Here is a 16149-nt window from a genome sequence, read left to right on the forward strand (position 1 = left end):
TTGACTTCCCTGTTTCATATCGTATACTTCCTTTTCACGTGATTCGGCTGGATATTCCTACGCTGCGAGGTGTTTCCCATGATGGAATTCTTCACGCACATCCCCCTTCTCGGCACGGCGCTCAACAGCGGCGCGATTCTCGTCGGAGGCGCGGCCGGCGTTCTGCTGACCTCGCGCTTCCCGAAACGCATCATGGAGACGACCCTGCTCGGGATGGGGCTCGTGACGCTCTTTCTCGGACTGAGCATGGCGCAGAAGACGGCGAATATTTTGATTCTCGTGTGCAGCATCGTTCTCGGGACGATCCTCGGGGAGGTTCTCCGGCTCGAGGGTCGTACGGACGGCCTCGTCGATCGGCTTCGCGCGCGGCTCAAGATCGGCGGCAAGGAGTTCTCCGAGGGGATGGTGACGTCGTCGCTGCTGTTCTGCGTCGGATCGGTCGCGATTCTCGGGGCGTTCGAAGAGGGACTTCGCGGGACGCACACGCTTCTCGCGACGAAGGCCGTCATGGACGGCGTGGCGTCGGTCGCGCTCGCCTCTTCGATGGGCATCGGCGTGCTTTCGTCGTCGATCCCCGTGTTTCTGTATCAGGGGACTCTGGCGATTCTCGCCCGCTCGTTGCAGTCGGTGCTCGTTCCTGCGGTCGTGGCGGAAATTACGGCAACGGGAGGCGTCCTCCTGATCGGGATGGGAATCTCGATCCTCGGAATCAGGAAGATCCCGGTGCTGAACATGCTTCCGTCGCTGTTCTTCGCGGGATTGCTCGCCTTCTGGCTCGCCTGACGCCGTTTCCGGATCGCCGAAAAGCGATGAAGCGAAGGACGTGCCCCCTGTCGGTTGTCCGAGGGCGCCCTTCGCTTCGCCTATCTGATCCAACGGCCGACGTCTCGGTTCATATCATCGACGCGATACCGTCTCCCGTCGCGCTCGTCGTCCCCTCGCCTCCGAATTCGAACGGAAGGTCGCGTTCGGGAACCGAGGCGAGGTGTTTCGCGACGGCATCCTCGACGGCCCGTGCGGCGTCCCTGTGTCCGATGTGTTCGAGGAGCAGCGCGCCCGTCAGAATCGCCGCGATCGGATTCGCCTTCCCGATTCCCGCGATGTCCGGCGCGGAGCCGTGGATCGGCTCGAACATCGAGAGCGAGTCGCCGATGTCCGCCCCCGCCGCGACGCCGAGTCCGCCCGCGAGACCCGCGAGGAGGTCGCTCACGATGTCGCCGAACATGTTCGGCGCGACGATGACGCCGTAGAGATCTGGGGTCCGCACGAGGTGGTAGCACATCGCGTCGACGTTCACGGGACGGATGGACACACCGTGTTTCGCCCCCTCGTCGGCTGCGACTTCCTCCCAGTATCCGTAGATCTGGGGAAGCGCGTTCGACTTCGACGCGAGCGTGACGACGGATTCGCCGCGTTCGAGCGCCGCGCGGCACGCGTAGGCGACGATCCGGCGGATTCCTGGTTCGGACGCGAGCCCGATCTGGAACGCCCCGCCGGTTCCGGACGAGAGCGTTCCCTGCAGGGTTCCCCGCAGCGAGTAGAGTCCGCGTTCCATGTTCATGTCGATGTTCGCCGCGCCGCCGACGGTTCGTCCTCCGATGCCGACGTAGAAGTCCTCGGTGTTCTCGCGGACCACGAGCGTGTTCAGCCCCTTTCCGCCCTTCGGCGAGACCGGGAGCGGAACGCGCGGATAGCTTCTCGCGGGACGCAGGTTGGCGTACTGGTCGAAGTGGAACCTCAGGTGGAGAAGGATGCCCCGTTCGAGGATTCCGGGACGCACGCGAGGATCCCCGACCGCGCCGAGAAGGAGCGCGTCGCATTTCGCCATCTCCTCGACGGCCGAGTCGGGCAGGATCTCGCCGGTCTTCAGGTAGTGTCCCGCACCGAACGGATAGTCCGTCCATTCGATGTCGAACCCTTCGCGCGCCGCGGCTGCCTCCATGACCTTATGGGCCTCGCGGATGACCTCCGGTCCGATTCCGTCGCCCGGAAGGCAGGCGACGGTGTGACGGAGGCGGCTCATACCGCCTTCCTCCGTTTCGCCAGTTCGGCCCTGACATAGGGGACGAGTCCGCCCCTGTCGATGAGTTCGCGGAGGAAGGGAGAAAACGGGACCACGGAGAAGGTTCGGTTCGTGGTCCGATCGACGATGATTCCCTCCGACGCGTTTACCTCGACCTCGTCGCCCGCCGCGATAGCCGTGGCTGCCTCGGGGCACTCGAAGATCGGAAGTCCCACGTTGATTGCGTTGCGGAAGAAGATCCTCGCGAACGACGCCGCGACGACGCACGAGATTCCCGACCCGAGGATCGCGAGCGGCGCGTGCTCGCGCGACGATCCGCAGCCGAAGTTCTCGCCGCCGACGATGACGTCGCCCTTCGAGATCTTCGACGCGAACGCGGGGTCCGCGTCTTCCATACAGTGCGCGCCGAGCTGTGCGGCGTCACCGGATACGAGATACCGAGCCGGAATGATGACGTCCGTGTCGACATTCTCTCCGAACTTCCACGCGTATCCTTTCATGATCGCGTCCATTTTCCGTCCCCTCCGGTGAAAGCGTCGAAAATAGATTCGTCCGCGATGTCGCGCGGATCTGTGATGTGCCCCGTGATGGCGCTCGCGGCCGCGACGAACGGGCTCGCGAGATAGACTTCGCTCCCCGGGTGTCCCATTCGGCCGACGAAGTTGCGGTTGCTCGTCGAGACGCATCGTTCTCCCTTTGCGAGGATTCCCATGTGGCCGCCGAGACAGGGGCCGCACGTCGGCGTGCAGACGACCGCGCCTGCCTTTGCGAATGTCGCGATATACCCTCGTTCGAGAGCGGCGTTGTAGACCTCGTAGGACGCCGGGATCACGATGCAGCGGACCGACGGAGCGACGCTCCGTCCCTCGAACATCCGGGCCGCGCGCGCGATGTCGGAAAGCCTGCCGTTCGTGCACGAGCCGATGAAGACCTGGTCGACGGAAATCCCGGAACAGTCGCGCGCCCGCTTTACGTTGTCCGGAGAGTGGGGAGCGGCGACCATCGGCTCCATCGGGGAGACGTCGATCGCCTCGCGCCGTGCGTAGGTCGCGCCTGCGTCCGGATACGCCGGATCGAATGCCCGTTTGGCGCGCTTGCGAGCATAGCGGATTGTCCGTTCGTCCGGTACGAAGAGCCCCGTCTTCGCGCCGCACTCGACCGCCATATTCGCGATCGTGAAACGGTCGTCCATCGGAAGATCCGCGACCGTTTCGCCGCCGAATTCGAGTGCGAGGTACCGGGCGCCCTGGACGCCGATCCGTCCGAGAACAGCGAGAATCATGTCCTTTCCCGTGATCCAAGCCGGACGTTTCCCCGTGAAATCGATGCGGACGGTGGGAGGAACCTTCATCCAGGTCTCGCCGAGCGCCCAGACCGCTGCGAGGTCGGAACTTCCGACGCCCGTCGCGAGGGCGCCGAGCGCGCCGCCCGTGCAGGTGTGGCTGTCGGCTCCGATGACGATGTCGCCGGGGAGGATGAGTCCCTGCTCGGGGAGGAATGCGTGTTCGACGCCGACGCGCCCGACCTCCCAGTAGCGGATTCCCTGAGCGAGCGCGAAGACGCGCCCCTTCTTCGTCTGTTCCGCCGACGCGATGTCCTTGTTCGGCGTGAAGTGGTCGGGGAGGACGGCGCACCGGTCCGGGGCGAAAACGCGTTCCGTCCCAATGTGCCCGAACGCCTCGACCGCCGGCGCGGCGGTGATGTCGTTCGCGAACGCGAAGTCCACGCGGACGCGGCAGATTCCTCCCTCGCGGACCGGATCGGCCGTGTGGGACGCGAGGATGGCGCTAACCAACGTGTGCTGCATACAAAGACGCTCCTTTCGATGCCGCCATTCGGAACAGGCGGTTGATTCCGTCGATGTAGGCCTTGATTCCGGCCTCGATGACATCCGTGCTGCTTCCCCTTCCGGTCGACCGGAGCTGCCCGGTCCCGTCCTGGGGATCGACCGACAGAGTGACGGTAGCCTCTCCGAGCGCGTCGGACGCTTCGCCGACGGCTCTGATGGAGAACTGCTCGAGTTCCGGCTCCATTCCGACGATGCGCCGGATCGCCGAGTACGCGGCGTCGACCGGGCCGTTTCCCGTCGCAGCGTCGGTTTTCTCGACGCCGTCCTCCTCGATCGTGACGGTTGCGGTTCCGCGTCCGCCCCCTACCTGGACGAGGTAGCTCCGGAGAGTGATCCGTCGGCCGTCCGACGCTCCGAGGATGTCGTTCGTCACGAGGCTCTCGATGTCGTCTCCCGTGACGGTTCCCTTGCGGTCGCAGAGATCCTTGAAGAGCGAGAAGGCTTCAGAGATCTGATCTTCCGTGAGCGCGAAGCCCGATTCTCCGAGGTGCTTCGCGAAGGCGTGGCGTCCGGAATGTTTCCCGAGGACGAGACGGCTCCCCATGGCTCCGACGTCCTCGGGGCGCATGATCTCGTAGGTTCTCGCGTTGCAGAGCATTCCGTGCTGGTGGATTCCGGCCTCGTGGGCGAACGCGTTCGACCCGACGACCGCCTTGTTCGGGGGCACGGGAAAGCCCGTGAGCCTCGACACGAGGGCGCTCGCGGCGCACAGACCCGTCGCGTAGATTCCCGTATCGGCGCTGAACGAATCGGAGCGCGTCCGGAGAACCATGACGATTTCCTCGAGCGATGCATTCCCGGCCCGTTCGCCGAGACCGTTGACCGTGCATTCCACCTGCCGGACGCCGGCTCTCACTGCCGCGATCGAGTTCATGACCGCGAGTCCGAGGTCGTTGTGGCAGTGGACCGACCAGAAGACATCCGGAACTCCGGTACGGTCGATAATGTCTCGGACGAAGGCGCCGAATTCGTCTGGAATCGCGTATCCGACGGTGTCCGGTATGTTGAGCGTCGTTGCGCCGCACTCCGCCGCCGCACGGAAAGCACGTGCGAGAAAATCGGGGTCGGAACGGCTCGCATCCTCGGCCGAGAACTCGACATCCTCTGCGAGCGACCGCGCGTATGAGACGCCGCGACGGATCTCTTCGATCACCTGATCCGGCGTCATTCGAAGCTTGTACTCCATGTGGATCGGACTCGTAGCGAGAAACGTGTGGATTCTCGGGCGTTTCGCGACGCGGACGGCCGCCCACGCCGCGTCCAAATCGGTCGTTCTCGTCCTGGCGAGCGCCGCGATCACGGGACCTGAAACGCGTTCGGCGACGGTTCTGACGGCATCGAAATCGCCCTTCGATGCGGCGGGAAATCCCGCCTCGATGATGTCGACGTTCATTCGGGAGAGTTCGAGCGCGATCCGCAGTTTTTCCTCCGTATTCAAATTGATTCCGGCGGCCTGTTCGCCGTCGCGCAGCGTCGTGTCGAAGATTCGTATGGACGGTGTTCTCGTCATTGCTGTCACACTCCTGACATCTGGCGTTCGTTCATCTATGCAGTCTCTTCCGGCCGGGAAAAGAGCATAAAAAAAGGGCCGGAACCTCTTGTGCGAGAGGTTCCGGCCCGGGAAGCCGAGGATGCAGCCTGTCAGGCTGCCGGCGTTCCTGGGGGGAACCGGCAACCGAGGAGGAGGCACAGGGAAAGAACATTCCGCGTGGTGCGAGGACGTGCGATCTTCATCGTGCTGATTCCCTCCTTTGCCATAATATCGTCGGAAAGTCAGTAAATTGACGGGAATTCTACCCTCATATTCCATACCGTGTCAATATGCAACTTTTGTACGAAAAAAGTCAACCTTTTGCGTTCACGGGTTTTACCGGGTGGCAGCACTGTTCGGATTCGCTCCCGAAGCTGATTTGTATTTCATGATCTGGAGGGCGGACGATGTCGTTTGAGGAGGATGCACGCTTTGTATTCTTAAAACAAATTGTGTCTTGTTTCGAGGCGGGGTATAATTTGGATCCATTTCAGTATTCCACATTACGCTATGAGGAGGGAACAATGCCATGAAAAAGGTGTACGGTCTCATTCTCCTGTTCTTGTGTTTCGGATCCGCCGCGTTTGCGGCCGTGACCGGAGCGGAAGCGCCCAAAGGGGAGGAGCCCCTGCTGATAACCAACGCGGGGCAGGGACCGGGGGGCAAGATGGGACGGCTCCTCGTAACCCGCGCGGCCGTCGTGAAGGAGCTGACCTACAACGCCGAACCGAAGCCCGACGATCTCGCAGCGGGCGGGTACAAGACCATGCTCGTCGTCATCGGGTCGTCCGCCAAGGGGCTCGGCGCCTCTGGAATCACGATCGACCAGGAGGTCGACCGCCTGAACGCCATGATGGCGAAGGCGAAGGAACTGAAGATCCAGGTCATTGCGGCCCATATCGAGGGCAAGGCCCGACGCGGCAAGCCCGGCAGCGCCGACGAGCGGTCCATCGACGCGATCCTTCCGTTCGCCTCGCACATCGTCGTGAACCGGGAAGGGGACGCCGACGGGAGGTTCACCGACTTCGGGAAGCAGAACAATATCCCCGTCAGCTATCTCGACAACGCCATGGACCTCAATGAGTTCGCAAAAAAGATGTACGCGAAATAACCCCCTCCCCGGCATGAACGATCATCCCCGGCGCGGACGGGAGGTCCTGTGATGTACGCCGAAACGTCTCTTGTCCTCGCCGCGATGGTGCTGACCTTCGCGCTCGCGAGCTGGAAGCTCAAGTCGCCGGAACTCTCGATGGTGATCACGGCGATCGTCGGCGCCTTCGTCGGACGTCTCGGCTTTCCCGTGCGTCTCCTCGTCGAGGGGACGTTCACGTATTTCGACGTGGCGTTCACGTTCCTGACGGCGTCGATCTTCATCAACTTCTACTCGGAGACGGGCGCGATGGACGCGCTCGTCCTCAAGATGGTGGATCGGTTCTACGACCGGAAGTGGGTGCTGTTTTTCCTCCTTGCGGTTATCATGCTGATTCCGGGCGCGCTGACCGGGGCGGGGAGCGTCTCGATGTTCGTCGTGGGCGGAATGGTGGCGACCGTGCTGCGCCTGAGCGGCATCGCGGAAACCAGAATCGTCGCGTTCATCTACGTGACGTCGATGCTCGCCGCCGTCGCGCCGCCGATCAACCTCTGGGTCATGCTGATGTGCGCGCAGGCGAACATGCCCTACGTGGGCTTCGACCTACCGCTGCTGGCGCCGATTCTCCTGATCACTGCCTTTACCGTGTTCTACCTGTTGCGCGGCGGCAAGCCCGAAAGCAGGGAAACGGTCTTGGCGTCGTTGCCGAAGGCCCCTGAGGGGATGAACTGGCTGCGGATCTCGGCGCCGCTGTTGACCTTCGTCGTCCTGCTGCTGCTGTCGAAATACGCGGCGTTCCGGATGCCGATCCTCGGCATTCCGCTGATCTTCCTCATCAGTACGGTCGTGGCAATGTGCGCGACGCCGCAGCGAAAGGGGCTGCGACGCTGGTACGAGGTCCTCACGAACACCTCCGAGCAGGTCTTCCCGCTGCTCGCCACCGTCATCAGCGTGGGCGTCCTCGTGAACATCATGACGGCTACGGGCGTCCGCGGCCTCATCGCGATCACGTTCGTCACGCTTCCGGTGTCCCTCATCTACGCGTTCGCGCTCGTCGTCCTGCCCCTGGCCCAGGGATCCCTGAGCTACAGCAGCGGCATCATCCTCGGAACGCCGCTCATCTTCCTGTTCAACTCCATCGGCGTGAACGTCACGATAGTCGCGACGGCGCTGAGCCTGATCTTTCCGCTGGGCGACTGCCTGCCCCCTTCGCGGATCTCCGGGCGCGTCGCGATCGACGTCTCCGGGTACGAGGGAACGTACATGTCGTTCCTGAAGGCCATCTTCGTCCCCGCGCTTTTCATGGGGCTCGTGGCGCTCGGAATGCTCATGTACGCCAACGACTTTCGTTGGCTCATCGTGTACTGAGTGAGGAGTGAGACGATATGGACGAGTTCCTTCGCGTATCCAACGAACTGATCCACCAGATCTATTTCGGGCTGGCCGGTCTCTGCGGCCTCGTGCTGCTGCGCGGGCTCTTCTTCCGCAACACCCGGAAGACGATCGTGTACGACATCGTGTACGCCTACACGATCATCCCGTTCCTGCTGCGCGCGTTGCACATCAAGTAGGGGGCGCGCCATGTCCGCGTACGAAAACTACACGATCCCTCGAAAGATCCTGCTGCTTGCGCTCGCGCTCCTGTTCGCCCTGCTCGGCGGCAGGGAGTTCGTCGAGCTGCGGACGATGAAGGAGACGGTCGTCGTATCGCCCGCCTTCACGAAGGTCGTCATGCTCAGTGAATACTTCCCGCCGATCCGCGGGACGGGCGTCGATACGCCGGTGTATATCTACGACTCGGGGGTTCCCGGAGGCTCCATGTTCTACCTCGGGGGTACGCATCCCTACGAGCCGGCGACGACCCTATCGGCGTATGTCATGATGGAAAACCTCAAGGTCGAGAAGGGGCGCGTCTTCGTTTGTCCGCACGCGAACCGGAGCGCCGCGACCGTCGGAATGCTCGGGAACGCCTATCCGAAGTTCCTTCACGTCGAGACGCCGTTCGGGCCGAAGGCCTATCGGATCGGCGACCGGAACACGTCGCCGCTGGACCAGTGGCCCGATCCCTTCACGTACGTCCACTACCCGTCGGGGCAGAACCTCGACTATACGGACGCGCGCAACCTGAACCGCACCTACCCCGGACGTCCGGACGGGAGCCTCACGGAGCAACTGACCTACGCGATCATGGAGCTGAACCGGAAGGAGAAGATCACGCTCTTCGTCGATTCCCACGAGGCGTCGCTGATGTACCCGGTCGTGGCGACCTACGTGGCGCATGACCGTGCGCTCGATATGGCGATGATGGCCTCGATGGAGCTGTCCGCGACGGAGTTTCCGATGAAGTGCGAGGCCTCCCCGAAGGGGCTTCGCGGCCTGAGCCACCGGGACGCGGGCGATTTCTGCGACTCGCTCGTGATTCTGATGGAAACGCCCGAGCCCTTCATCGACCGGGTGGCTGGGAAGATCACGGAAAAACTCATGATGGACGGAAAGGACGAGTTTCTGCAGACCGCCGCGGATCACGGACTGCTGTTCACCGACTACACCATCGAAACGGGCTGCCCGATGTGGGACCGCGTCGGCCGGCATCTTTCCGGGACGCTCGCGATGATCCGTCAGATGAACGAGTTTCTGATGGATCCGTCGAAGGAGCTTCGCGTCGCGTTTCCCGCCTATCCGGACTTGAAGGAGCGCGGACTGGGCTCCTTCCTTCATGACCCGGCGAAAGCGGATCCAGCGAAGGTCTTCCTGAACTGATCCGCATCATGGTTTTTTCCCGGGCCGGATACGCCGGTCCGGCGCACCGCGCGCTCTTGGGGTGTCTTTTGGAGATTCACCGTGTGTCTGAAGACAGGAGGGAATGTATGTTGAAATCGTTGAGGAAGATTGTTTTCGCCGCTCTGGTCGTCGCGTTGACGTCGTCGTCCGCTCTTGCCTGCACCGTCGTGGCCGTCGGGAAGAACGCGACCGTCGACGGAAGCGCCATCATCACCCATAACGACGATTCCCGGGTGGCGAATTCGCGCCTCTACATCGTGCCGGAGGCCGACTGGCCTGAAGGGGCGAAGCGGAACGTCGTGAAGGACGCGCACGGCTACGACGGGGACGCGCAGGTGATCGGGCAGATCCCGCAGGTTCCGCACACGTTCCGGTATTTCGCGTCGCGCTATTCGTTCATGAACGAAAATGGCGTGGCGATCGCCGAATCCACCAACTCCGTCGAAGTGACGGACGATCGTTCGAAGAACATCAAGCAGATCATGGGAAAAGACGCGGTCGGAATGATGGACGCGTGGATCATTCAGGATATCATGCTCGAGCGCGCATCCACAGCGCGCGAGGCCGTTCAGATCATGGGCAAACTCGTCGAGGAATACGGCTGGTTCGACGCGGGCGAGACCATGCCGCTGACGGACGGCAATGAAGTCTGGATCATTGAGTTCTACGGCAACAAGATCTGGGCCGCGTGGCGCATGCCGGACGACCACATCTTCGTCGGCGCCAACCGCGCGAGACTGCGGAACCTGGACCTCACCGACGCGCAGAACGTGATGGCGTGCCCCGACATCGTCGACTACGCCGTGAAGAACGGGTTCATCGCCGAAAAGGACGTCGACAAAAAGAACTTCAGCCCCGCGGATGTCTACGCACCGAACACGAAGCTCTATTCGACCCGCCGCGAGTGGAGAGTCCTCTCCCTGGCTGCGCCGCAGTCCTTCAAGCTTGGGCCGGACGAACTCAATTATCCCATTTCGATCAAGCCGGACAAGAAACTCAGCGTTCACGACGTTCTTGCCATCAAGGGAGACTGGTACGAAGGGACGCCGTTCGACCTGAGCAAGGGAATCCAGGCCGGACCGTGGGGGAACCCCATCCGCTTCGCGAACTCGAGCAAGAAGGTTCCCGGCGCAGACTGGGAGCGTTCCGTCAACATGATGCGTTCCTGCTACGTTCACATCGCGCAGGTCCGCGGCGATCTTCCGGCCGAAGTTCGCGGCATCAGCTGGTTCGGGTACGGCGCGGCCGATACCACCTATATCACGCCGCTGTGGCCGATCATGACGAAGCTGCCTCCGCTCTACGGCATCGGCGACCGCTATCACGACTACGATCCGAAGTCCGGCTGGTGGGTCAACACGCGCGTTCAGGAGCTGGCGGGATTGCGCTATCAGGACGCGCGGACCGAGATCCACAAAGCGCGCGACGCGAAACTCATCCCGCTGTATATCCAGACGCCCATGATCCAGGACAAGGCCGCGGAAATGCTCAAGGCCGGCGACAAGAAGGGCGCAGTGGAGCTGATCACCGACTTCGCCTACGCTCACGCGGTCGACTTCAACCAGCGCTGGCTCGCGCTCGGCGACCGGCTTCTGAGCAAGTACGCGCTCGGATACACGGACGTCAAGGCGACGCCGTATCCGGAGGAGTGGAACGAGATCGTCGGTTTCGGCGTCCCGAAACGCGGAACGGAACAGAAGAAGTAAATTCGCTCCTGCGAGTGACGAAACAGCGCGGCGGCCCCGACGGCGCCGCGCCTTTTGTATCCGGCGGCGTCCGGATGCTGATCGAACGGTGGAGGAGCCGCATCGTGAACTGTCGTGTCGCGTGTCTCGTGTGTTTCCTGCTTTTTTCGGCGCTCGCGGTGCTCGCGGCGCGGGCGGACGAACGTCCGGGCGCCGGCGCGGCGTCAGCGCTCATGGCCCGGTGCGAGGCCGTGCTGTATGCGGAGAAGCGCCGTCTCGGCCTCGTGAACGAAGCGCTCGATCCCGAACGGACCGGGCTGATCGGCGTCGAGTTTTCGCCGCTCACCACCAGCCTCGGGCGCCTGTCCGACAAGCGCGCCTCGTCGCGTCCCGTCATGGCGGACGTGGTCGCCGTCTACCTCCGCCGTGCGGGAGTGAAAAGAGGGGACTGGATCGCCGTCAACGCGAGCGGGTCTTTTCCCGGCTTTTCGCTCGCGACGCTCTGCGCGGCCGAGAGCCTCGGCGTGAACGCGCAGGTTGTCTTTTCCTACGGATCCTCGATGTACGGCGGAACGGATCCCGGCTTTACGTTTCCGGTCATTCTGGACCTTCTGAACAGCGCCGGACTGCTGTCCGCCCGACTTCGCGCGATCGCCCCGGGGGGAGCGAGCGATCGAATGGCGGAGACGCTTCTGGAGTCCCCTTTTCCGACCGTGACGGACCTGATGCGCGCGCGTCCGGAAGAGCGCATCGAAGGGACGACGCTCGAGGACGCCATCGCGCGGCGGCTTCGGATTTTTGCGGAGACGCCGTCGCCCGTCGCGTGCTTCGTGAGTTGCGGCGGACCGGGCGTCAGCCTGGGGAGGACCGAAAGCGTTCTCAAGCTCCCGCACGGCCTCATCGCGATGGCGCGCGATATTCCGGCGGGGGCGGACAGGGGGCTGCTGTTCGAATTTCTCGCGCGGGGAGTGCCGGTGATTCACCTTCTGAACGTCCGGGGCGTTTGCGGGGACTTCGGGCTGCCGTACGAAGAGATCCCCGACCCGTGAGGCCTTGAGAATCTGCGTTTCACGGGTCGGAGCGCTTTACATGATGCCCAGTTTTTGCGGGATGTAGAACGCGATGGCCGGGAACATGGCCACGAGAAGCAGAATGATGAGGTCTGCCGCGATGTAGGGCAGGACGCCGCGCAGAGAACGTTCGATCGAAAGATCCGCGATCGAACCGGCTATGAGAAGGCAGAGCCCGTACGGAGGCGTCACGAGCCCGATGGCGAGCGTAATGACGACGACGATGCCGAGGTGGACCGACGTGATCCCCAGCTTCAGAGCCGTCGGAAGAATGACCGGCATAAACAGGATCATTGCCGGAATCGCGTCCATGAATGTCCCGACGAAGAGGAAGAATGCGATGACGATGAGCATGAAGATCTGCGGACTGGCGATTGTGGCGGCGAAGAATGCGCCGATGTGATCGGACGCCTTGTAGTATCCGAGGAGTTCTCCGAGCGCGCTCGCCGTGGCGAGTGCGAAGAGCGAGAGCGAGCTGAGCTTCAGCGTCTCCTTGATGATGTCGGGAAGATCGCGCAGCGTGAGCGTTCTGTAGAAGAACAGGCTGATGAGAAGCGCATACACGGAGGCGAACGCGGCCGCCTCGGTCGGCGTGTACCAGCCCGTCGTGATGCCGCCGACGATGATGACGGGCGTCAGCAGGGCCGGGAAGGACTGCCGGAAGAGTCCCCAGACCTTGCGGAAACCGGCGCGTTCGTACTTCGGGAAGTTTCTCTTCCGGCCGATCACGCAGACGATGAGCATCATCGTGAGTCCGATGAGGATTCCAGGGATCATGCCGCCGATGAAGAGCGCGGCGACCGAGGCGTTCGTGAGTCCCGAGTAAACCACCATCGGGATGCTCGGCGGGATGATGACGCCGATCGTCGAGGACGCGGCCGTGACGCCGACGGTCGTCTCCTTGTCGTACCCCGTGTCGATCATCGCGGGGATGAGCATCTTGCCGACGCCGGCCGTGTCCGCCTGCGACGAACCGGAGACGCCCGCGAAGATCATCGAGACGAGGATGTTCGCGTGGGCGAGGCCGCCTCGGATGTTGCCGACGAGCGCGATGCAGAAGTTCACGAGCATCTCCGTGATCTTTCCGCGGTTCATGATGTTCGCCGCGAGGATGAACAGCGGAATCGCGAGCAGGACGAACGAATTCAGCCCGTTGAACATCTTCATGAAGACCGTGAGGTTCGGGATCATCGGGATGGACATGATCCCGAGAAGCGAGACGATGCCGATGACGAAGGCGATTGGGACGCCGATGAAGATCAGGACGACGAAGAGACCGACGATTGCGAGCGGCGTCATGCGACGGCCTCCCTCCGCAGCAGCGTCCGGATGTCCTCGACGACGTGCTCGACGATGTAAAGCGTCATGGTCGCGCCCATGATCGGAAGGCACATCCAGGTGTATCCCATCTTGACCCACGTGAGGGTGATCCAGTTGTAGTCCCAGAACTCCGAGACGATGGTGACGCCGTACAGGGTCATCGGGACCGTGAAAGAGAGCAGGATGGCGCAGATGACCACGTCATAGACGAGCGAACTCCTGCCCCTGAATTTTTCGATCAGGAGCGTGAAGGCGAAGTGCGCCTTGTAGTGGACCATCACGGACGCGCCCATGAATACGGCCCAGATGAAGGAGTAGTTCGCCAGCTCTTCCGTCCAGAGCAGCGGGATGGCCATGTACCGGGCGGCGATCTGCGCCAGGATGGCGATGAAAAAGACGGTGAGCAGAATCATTCCCATCGTCTCCTGAAAGCGTACGAGACTCGAAACCAGTTTTTTCACGGTGTTCCTCCTTTGCGGAAAGACCGCCGGATAAAGAAAGATCCCCCGCGCGGCGCGGGGAATCCGGGGAGCAGTCCTTCAAAGAAACGCCGTTCCCCCTCCCATCGGGGGAGGGGGAACGGCGTCCGGAGCGCAGGCTACTTTCCCGCGGCCCGGATCTTCTCCACGAGGTCGGTCAGCTTCAGCGACTCGGCGAGTTTGTCCTGGATGGGAACCGCTATGGCCATGAACGGAGCCTTGTCGAGCGTGTTCACGACGCCGCCGTCCGCGATGACCTTCGCCTTGGACTTCGCGAGCATGTTGAAAGTCACGGCGCGTTCCTCGGTCGTGGCTTCCTTCATCGCCGCAGTGATCCATTCCTTCTGCTTGTCGGTCAGCGCGTCCCACTTCTTGCCGTTCATCAGGACGAACCGCGTCGTGTAGTCGTGCTCCGTCTCGGTGATGAACTTTCCGTTGACGGTCTTGTGGTGGTCGAGAAGGCTGAAGTTCGTGTAGTCGTTCTCGGCCGCGTCGACGATGCCCTGCTGCAGCGCCTGGTAGAGTTCGCCCCAAGCGACCTGCGTCGGGATCGCGCCGGTCTTCTTCCAGAACTCGGCGACGACGCCGGACATCTGGGTGCGGATCTTCATGCCCTTGAGGTCGTCGATCGCATTGACGGGTTTCTTGCCGTAGTAGTTCCGGACGCCCGCGGACCAGAACGCGGCGATCCGGAACGTGTTCTTCGACTTCTCGTTGATGATCTTCGAGAGCGTCTGTCCGACCTCGCCGTCGACGACCTTTCCCCAGTGGTCGAAGCTCTTGTAGAGATAGAGCAGCGAGAAGAGATCCACTTCGGGGATTCCGATCTTGGTCATGAAGCCGGGGGATGCGACGACGACGTCGGCCGCGCCGAGCTTGAGCTTCTCGACGAGTTCGTCCTCGTTCGTGCCGATCGTTCCGGCGTGAACGTCGACCGTGATTTCGCCGCCGGAGATCTTCTCGAGAACTTCCTTGAACTTCTTCATGCCGTACTGGTAGGGGTTCTCCTGGGACGTCTGGTTGTGCGCCGCGACGAGCTTCAGCGGAGCCGCGTCGCTCCGTGCGGGAACCGCCTGGACGGCGAAGACGAGCGCAAGAGCCGCTGCGAGAAACAGTGTCGCAAACTTCCTCATTCCGTGGTACCTCCTCTGAGAGTATGAGATTGTGATGAGAGCGGGAGGCTTTCCTCCCGCAGAACTCCTGCCTTACGCGCCGTGAAGCTCGTCGAGAATGCCGCGCCAGATGTCTTCGACGACGGGAATGCCCCGCTCGAGGTTCTCCCTGTGCGTCCGGCCCGCCCGTTCGCCGGGATAGAGAATCTCCCCATCCTCCCCAACCGGTGTGGCTGCCCGAAGGTCGGCGATGACCGATTCCGTGATTTTCTCCACGAAAGCGTCATCATGGGGGGCGAAGGCGATGAACACCTGCGAGACCGAGAATTCGTCGCCAAGCTTGCCGACCTCGGTGACAGTGTTTCCGCCCGACAGGATCGCGCCGATCATGTCGAGCGCGATCGAAAGACCCGACCCCTTCCAGAAGCCGATCGGAAGCACGCGCCACGTCTCTTCCACGGAGGCCGGATCGGTCGTCAGATTTCCGTTCCGGTCGTACCCTCCCGGAACGGGAAGCTGCTTGCCGGCGAAACGCGCGCTCTCGATCGCGCCGTACGAGAACTGTGCGAGAGCGCCATCCATGAGAACGGGATACTCCTTGTGCGGTATCGCGAGGACCAGCGGATTGTTGCCGATGCGCCGGTCCTTCGCGCCCCATGGAGGCATGTTCGGCTGCGTGTTCGTCCAGCAGACGCCGATGTATCCGGCGCGGGCTGCCTGGAGTCCGTAGGCGCCGCCGCGCATCCAGTGGTTCGTGTTGCGCATCGCGACGCATCCGATTCCGGCCGCGTCGGCCAGGGCCATCGCGCGGTCCATCGCGAACACCGCGTTCGTGTTGCCCATCGCGAGATTCCCGTTCCATCGCTCCATTGCGCCCCACGACGCTTCGAGCGACGGCTCGGCGTCGGGACGGATGTATCCCTTCCTGATATAGGAGGTCACGCGCGGAAAGCGGTTCACGCCGTGGGAGGAGACGCCGTCGCAGCTATTGTCCGTGAAGAGCCTCGCCGAGATGTCGGCCGTCTTTTCCGGAAAGCCGTATTTCAGAAGGATCTGTTCAAAGACGCCCTTCATCTCGTCGTACGCGACTCGCATGATATGCGCCGCCCTTTCGTCGAATCGTCGGGAAATTTCATCGCTTGCAGGGTAATCTTACTGACCACGGGGAGCTTCGTCAATGTTCGACTGGATAGACTATTGTTCTGTTAT

At 62.5% G+C, this 16149-nt stretch carries 15 protein-coding genes; 7 read left to right on the forward strand and 8 right to left on the reverse strand.

Translation table 11 applies throughout. The features are described from left to right. Positions 1–78: 78 nt before the first annotated feature. On the forward strand, positions 79–783 hold the full coding sequence (locus ACZ5IU_RS11100; protein ID WP_464417267.1) for a DUF554 domain-containing protein: 705 nt from the start codon (positions 79–81) through the stop codon (positions 781–783). A 109-nt stretch (positions 784–892) separates the two neighbouring features. Here the strand turns inward: ACZ5IU_RS11100 and ACZ5IU_RS11105 are convergent, their stop codons facing one another. The 4 genes from ACZ5IU_RS11105 to ACZ5IU_RS11120 are packed head-to-tail and all read right to left on the reverse strand — an operon-like array spanning position 893 to position 5382. Further along, positions 893–2023, reverse strand: a complete 1131-nt coding sequence (locus tag ACZ5IU_RS11105; protein WP_464417269.1) for an isocitrate/isopropylmalate dehydrogenase family protein — start codon at positions 2021–2023, stop codon at positions 893–895. Beyond that, complete coding sequence (locus tag ACZ5IU_RS11110; protein WP_464417271.1) at positions 2020–2535, reverse strand: 3-isopropylmalate dehydratase small subunit; 516 nt, start codon at positions 2533–2535, stop codon at positions 2020–2022. The genes ACZ5IU_RS11105 and ACZ5IU_RS11110 overlap by 4 nt, the downstream gene beginning before the upstream one ends. Continuing rightward, positions 2520–3830: a 3-isopropylmalate dehydratase large subunit gene (locus ACZ5IU_RS11115; RefSeq protein ID WP_464417273.1), complete on the reverse strand. Its 1311-nt coding sequence runs from the start codon at positions 3828–3830 to the stop codon at positions 2520–2522. The genes ACZ5IU_RS11110 and ACZ5IU_RS11115 overlap by 16 nt, the downstream gene beginning before the upstream one ends. Next, complete coding sequence (locus ACZ5IU_RS11120) at positions 3811–5382, reverse strand: 2-isopropylmalate synthase (protein ID WP_464417275.1); 1572 nt, start codon at positions 5380–5382, stop codon at positions 3811–3813. The genes ACZ5IU_RS11115 and ACZ5IU_RS11120 overlap by 20 nt, the downstream gene beginning before the upstream one ends. A gap of 550 nt (positions 5383–5932) precedes the next feature. Between ACZ5IU_RS11120 and ACZ5IU_RS11125 the strand changes: the two genes are divergently transcribed. From ACZ5IU_RS11125 to pgsW, 6 genes are all read left to right on the forward strand, one after another. Continuing rightward, positions 5933–6514 carry a DUF6305 family protein gene (locus ACZ5IU_RS11125; RefSeq protein ID WP_464417277.1) on the forward strand — a complete coding sequence of 194 codons (582 nt, stop codon included), beginning with the start codon at positions 5933–5935 and terminating at the stop codon, positions 6512–6514. Between the two features lie 51 nt (positions 6515–6565). Next, positions 6566–7861, forward strand: coding sequence for a citrate transporter (locus ACZ5IU_RS11130; protein WP_464417278.1), 1296 nt, complete (start codon positions 6566–6568; stop codon positions 7859–7861). A 17-nt stretch (positions 7862–7878) separates the two neighbouring features. Continuing rightward, positions 7879–8064, forward strand: coding sequence for a hypothetical protein (locus tag ACZ5IU_RS11135; protein ID WP_464417280.1), 186 nt, complete (start codon positions 7879–7881; stop codon positions 8062–8064). A 10-nt stretch (positions 8065–8074) separates the two neighbouring features. Beyond that, positions 8075–9253 (forward strand): M14 family metallopeptidase, encoded by a 1179-nt coding sequence (locus ACZ5IU_RS11140; RefSeq protein WP_464417282.1) that lies wholly within the window; start codon positions 8075–8077, stop codon positions 9251–9253. 107 nt (positions 9254–9360) lie between these two features. Further along, positions 9361–10980 (forward strand): dipeptidase, encoded by a 1620-nt coding sequence (locus tag ACZ5IU_RS11145; protein ID WP_464417284.1) that lies wholly within the window; start codon positions 9361–9363, stop codon positions 10978–10980. Positions 10981–11054: 74 nt separating this feature from the next. Then, a complete protein-coding gene (gene pgsW / locus ACZ5IU_RS11150) occupies positions 11055–12008 on the forward strand; it encodes a poly-gamma-glutamate system protein (protein WP_464417286.1) in 954 nt (317 codons plus the stop codon). A 36-nt stretch (positions 12009–12044) separates the two neighbouring features. Here the strand turns inward: pgsW and ACZ5IU_RS11155 are convergent, their stop codons facing one another. The 4 genes from ACZ5IU_RS11155 to yiaK form a co-directional block, all read right to left on the reverse strand. Continuing rightward, entirely contained in the window at positions 12045–13328 is a 1284-nt protein-coding gene (locus tag ACZ5IU_RS11155; protein ID WP_464417288.1) for a TRAP transporter large permease, read from the reverse strand. Next, a complete protein-coding gene (locus ACZ5IU_RS11160; RefSeq protein ID WP_464417290.1) occupies positions 13325–13810 on the reverse strand; it encodes a TRAP transporter small permease in 486 nt (161 codons plus the stop codon). The genes ACZ5IU_RS11155 and ACZ5IU_RS11160 overlap by 4 nt, the downstream gene beginning before the upstream one ends. A 137-nt stretch (positions 13811–13947) precedes the next feature. After that, complete coding sequence (locus tag ACZ5IU_RS11165; RefSeq protein WP_464417292.1) at positions 13948–14961, reverse strand: TRAP transporter substrate-binding protein; 1014 nt, start codon at positions 14959–14961, stop codon at positions 13948–13950. A gap of 72 nt (positions 14962–15033) precedes the next feature. Continuing rightward, positions 15034–16035, reverse strand: coding sequence for a 3-dehydro-L-gulonate 2-dehydrogenase (gene yiaK / locus ACZ5IU_RS11170; protein WP_464417294.1), 1002 nt, complete (start codon positions 16033–16035; stop codon positions 15034–15036). Between the last annotated feature and the right edge of the window lie 114 nt (positions 16036–16149).

This window comes from Lactivibrio alcoholicus (assembly GCF_055390895.1).

What these genes read in the sequence shown, in the direction of transcription:
- ACZ5IU_RS11125 (WP_464417277.1), top strand. Translation starts at nt 5,933, where the DNA reads ATGAAAAAGGTGTACGGTCTCATTCTCCTGTTCTTGTGTTTCGGATCC.
- ACZ5IU_RS11155 (WP_464417288.1), bottom strand. Translation starts at nt 13,328, where the DNA reads ATGACGCCGCTCGCAATCGTCGGTCTCTTCGTCGTCCTGATCTTCATC.
- ACZ5IU_RS11100 (WP_464417267.1), top strand. Translation starts at nt 79, where the DNA reads ATGATGGAATTCTTCACGCACATCCCCCTTCTCGGCACGGCGCTCAAC.
- ACZ5IU_RS11120 (WP_464417275.1), bottom strand. Translation starts at nt 5,382, where the DNA reads ATGACGAGAACACCGTCCATACGAATCTTCGACACGACGCTGCGCGAC.
- ACZ5IU_RS11115 (WP_464417273.1), bottom strand. Translation starts at nt 3,830, where the DNA reads ATGCAGCACACGTTGGTTAGCGCCATCCTCGCGTCCCACACGGCCGAT.
- ACZ5IU_RS11130 (WP_464417278.1), top strand. Translation starts at nt 6,566, where the DNA reads ATGTACGCCGAAACGTCTCTTGTCCTCGCCGCGATGGTGCTGACCTTC.
- ACZ5IU_RS11135 (WP_464417280.1), top strand. Translation starts at nt 7,879, where the DNA reads ATGGACGAGTTCCTTCGCGTATCCAACGAACTGATCCACCAGATCTAT.
- ACZ5IU_RS11110 (WP_464417271.1), bottom strand. Translation starts at nt 2,535, where the DNA reads ATGGACGCGATCATGAAAGGATACGCGTGGAAGTTCGGAGAGAATGTC.
- pgsW (WP_464417286.1), top strand. Translation starts at nt 11,055, where the DNA reads ATGCTGATCGAACGGTGGAGGAGCCGCATCGTGAACTGTCGTGTCGCG.
- ACZ5IU_RS11105 (WP_464417269.1), bottom strand. Translation starts at nt 2,023, where the DNA reads ATGAGCCGCCTCCGTCACACCGTCGCCTGCCTTCCGGGCGACGGAATC.
- ACZ5IU_RS11140 (WP_464417282.1), top strand. Translation starts at nt 8,075, where the DNA reads ATGTCCGCGTACGAAAACTACACGATCCCTCGAAAGATCCTGCTGCTT.
- yiaK (WP_464417294.1), bottom strand. Translation starts at nt 16,035, where the DNA reads ATGCGAGTCGCGTACGACGAGATGAAGGGCGTCTTTGAACAGATCCTT.
- ACZ5IU_RS11165 (WP_464417292.1), bottom strand. Translation starts at nt 14,961, where the DNA reads ATGAGGAAGTTTGCGACACTGTTTCTCGCAGCGGCTCTTGCGCTCGTC.
- ACZ5IU_RS11145 (WP_464417284.1), top strand. Translation starts at nt 9,361, where the DNA reads ATGTTGAAATCGTTGAGGAAGATTGTTTTCGCCGCTCTGGTCGTCGCG.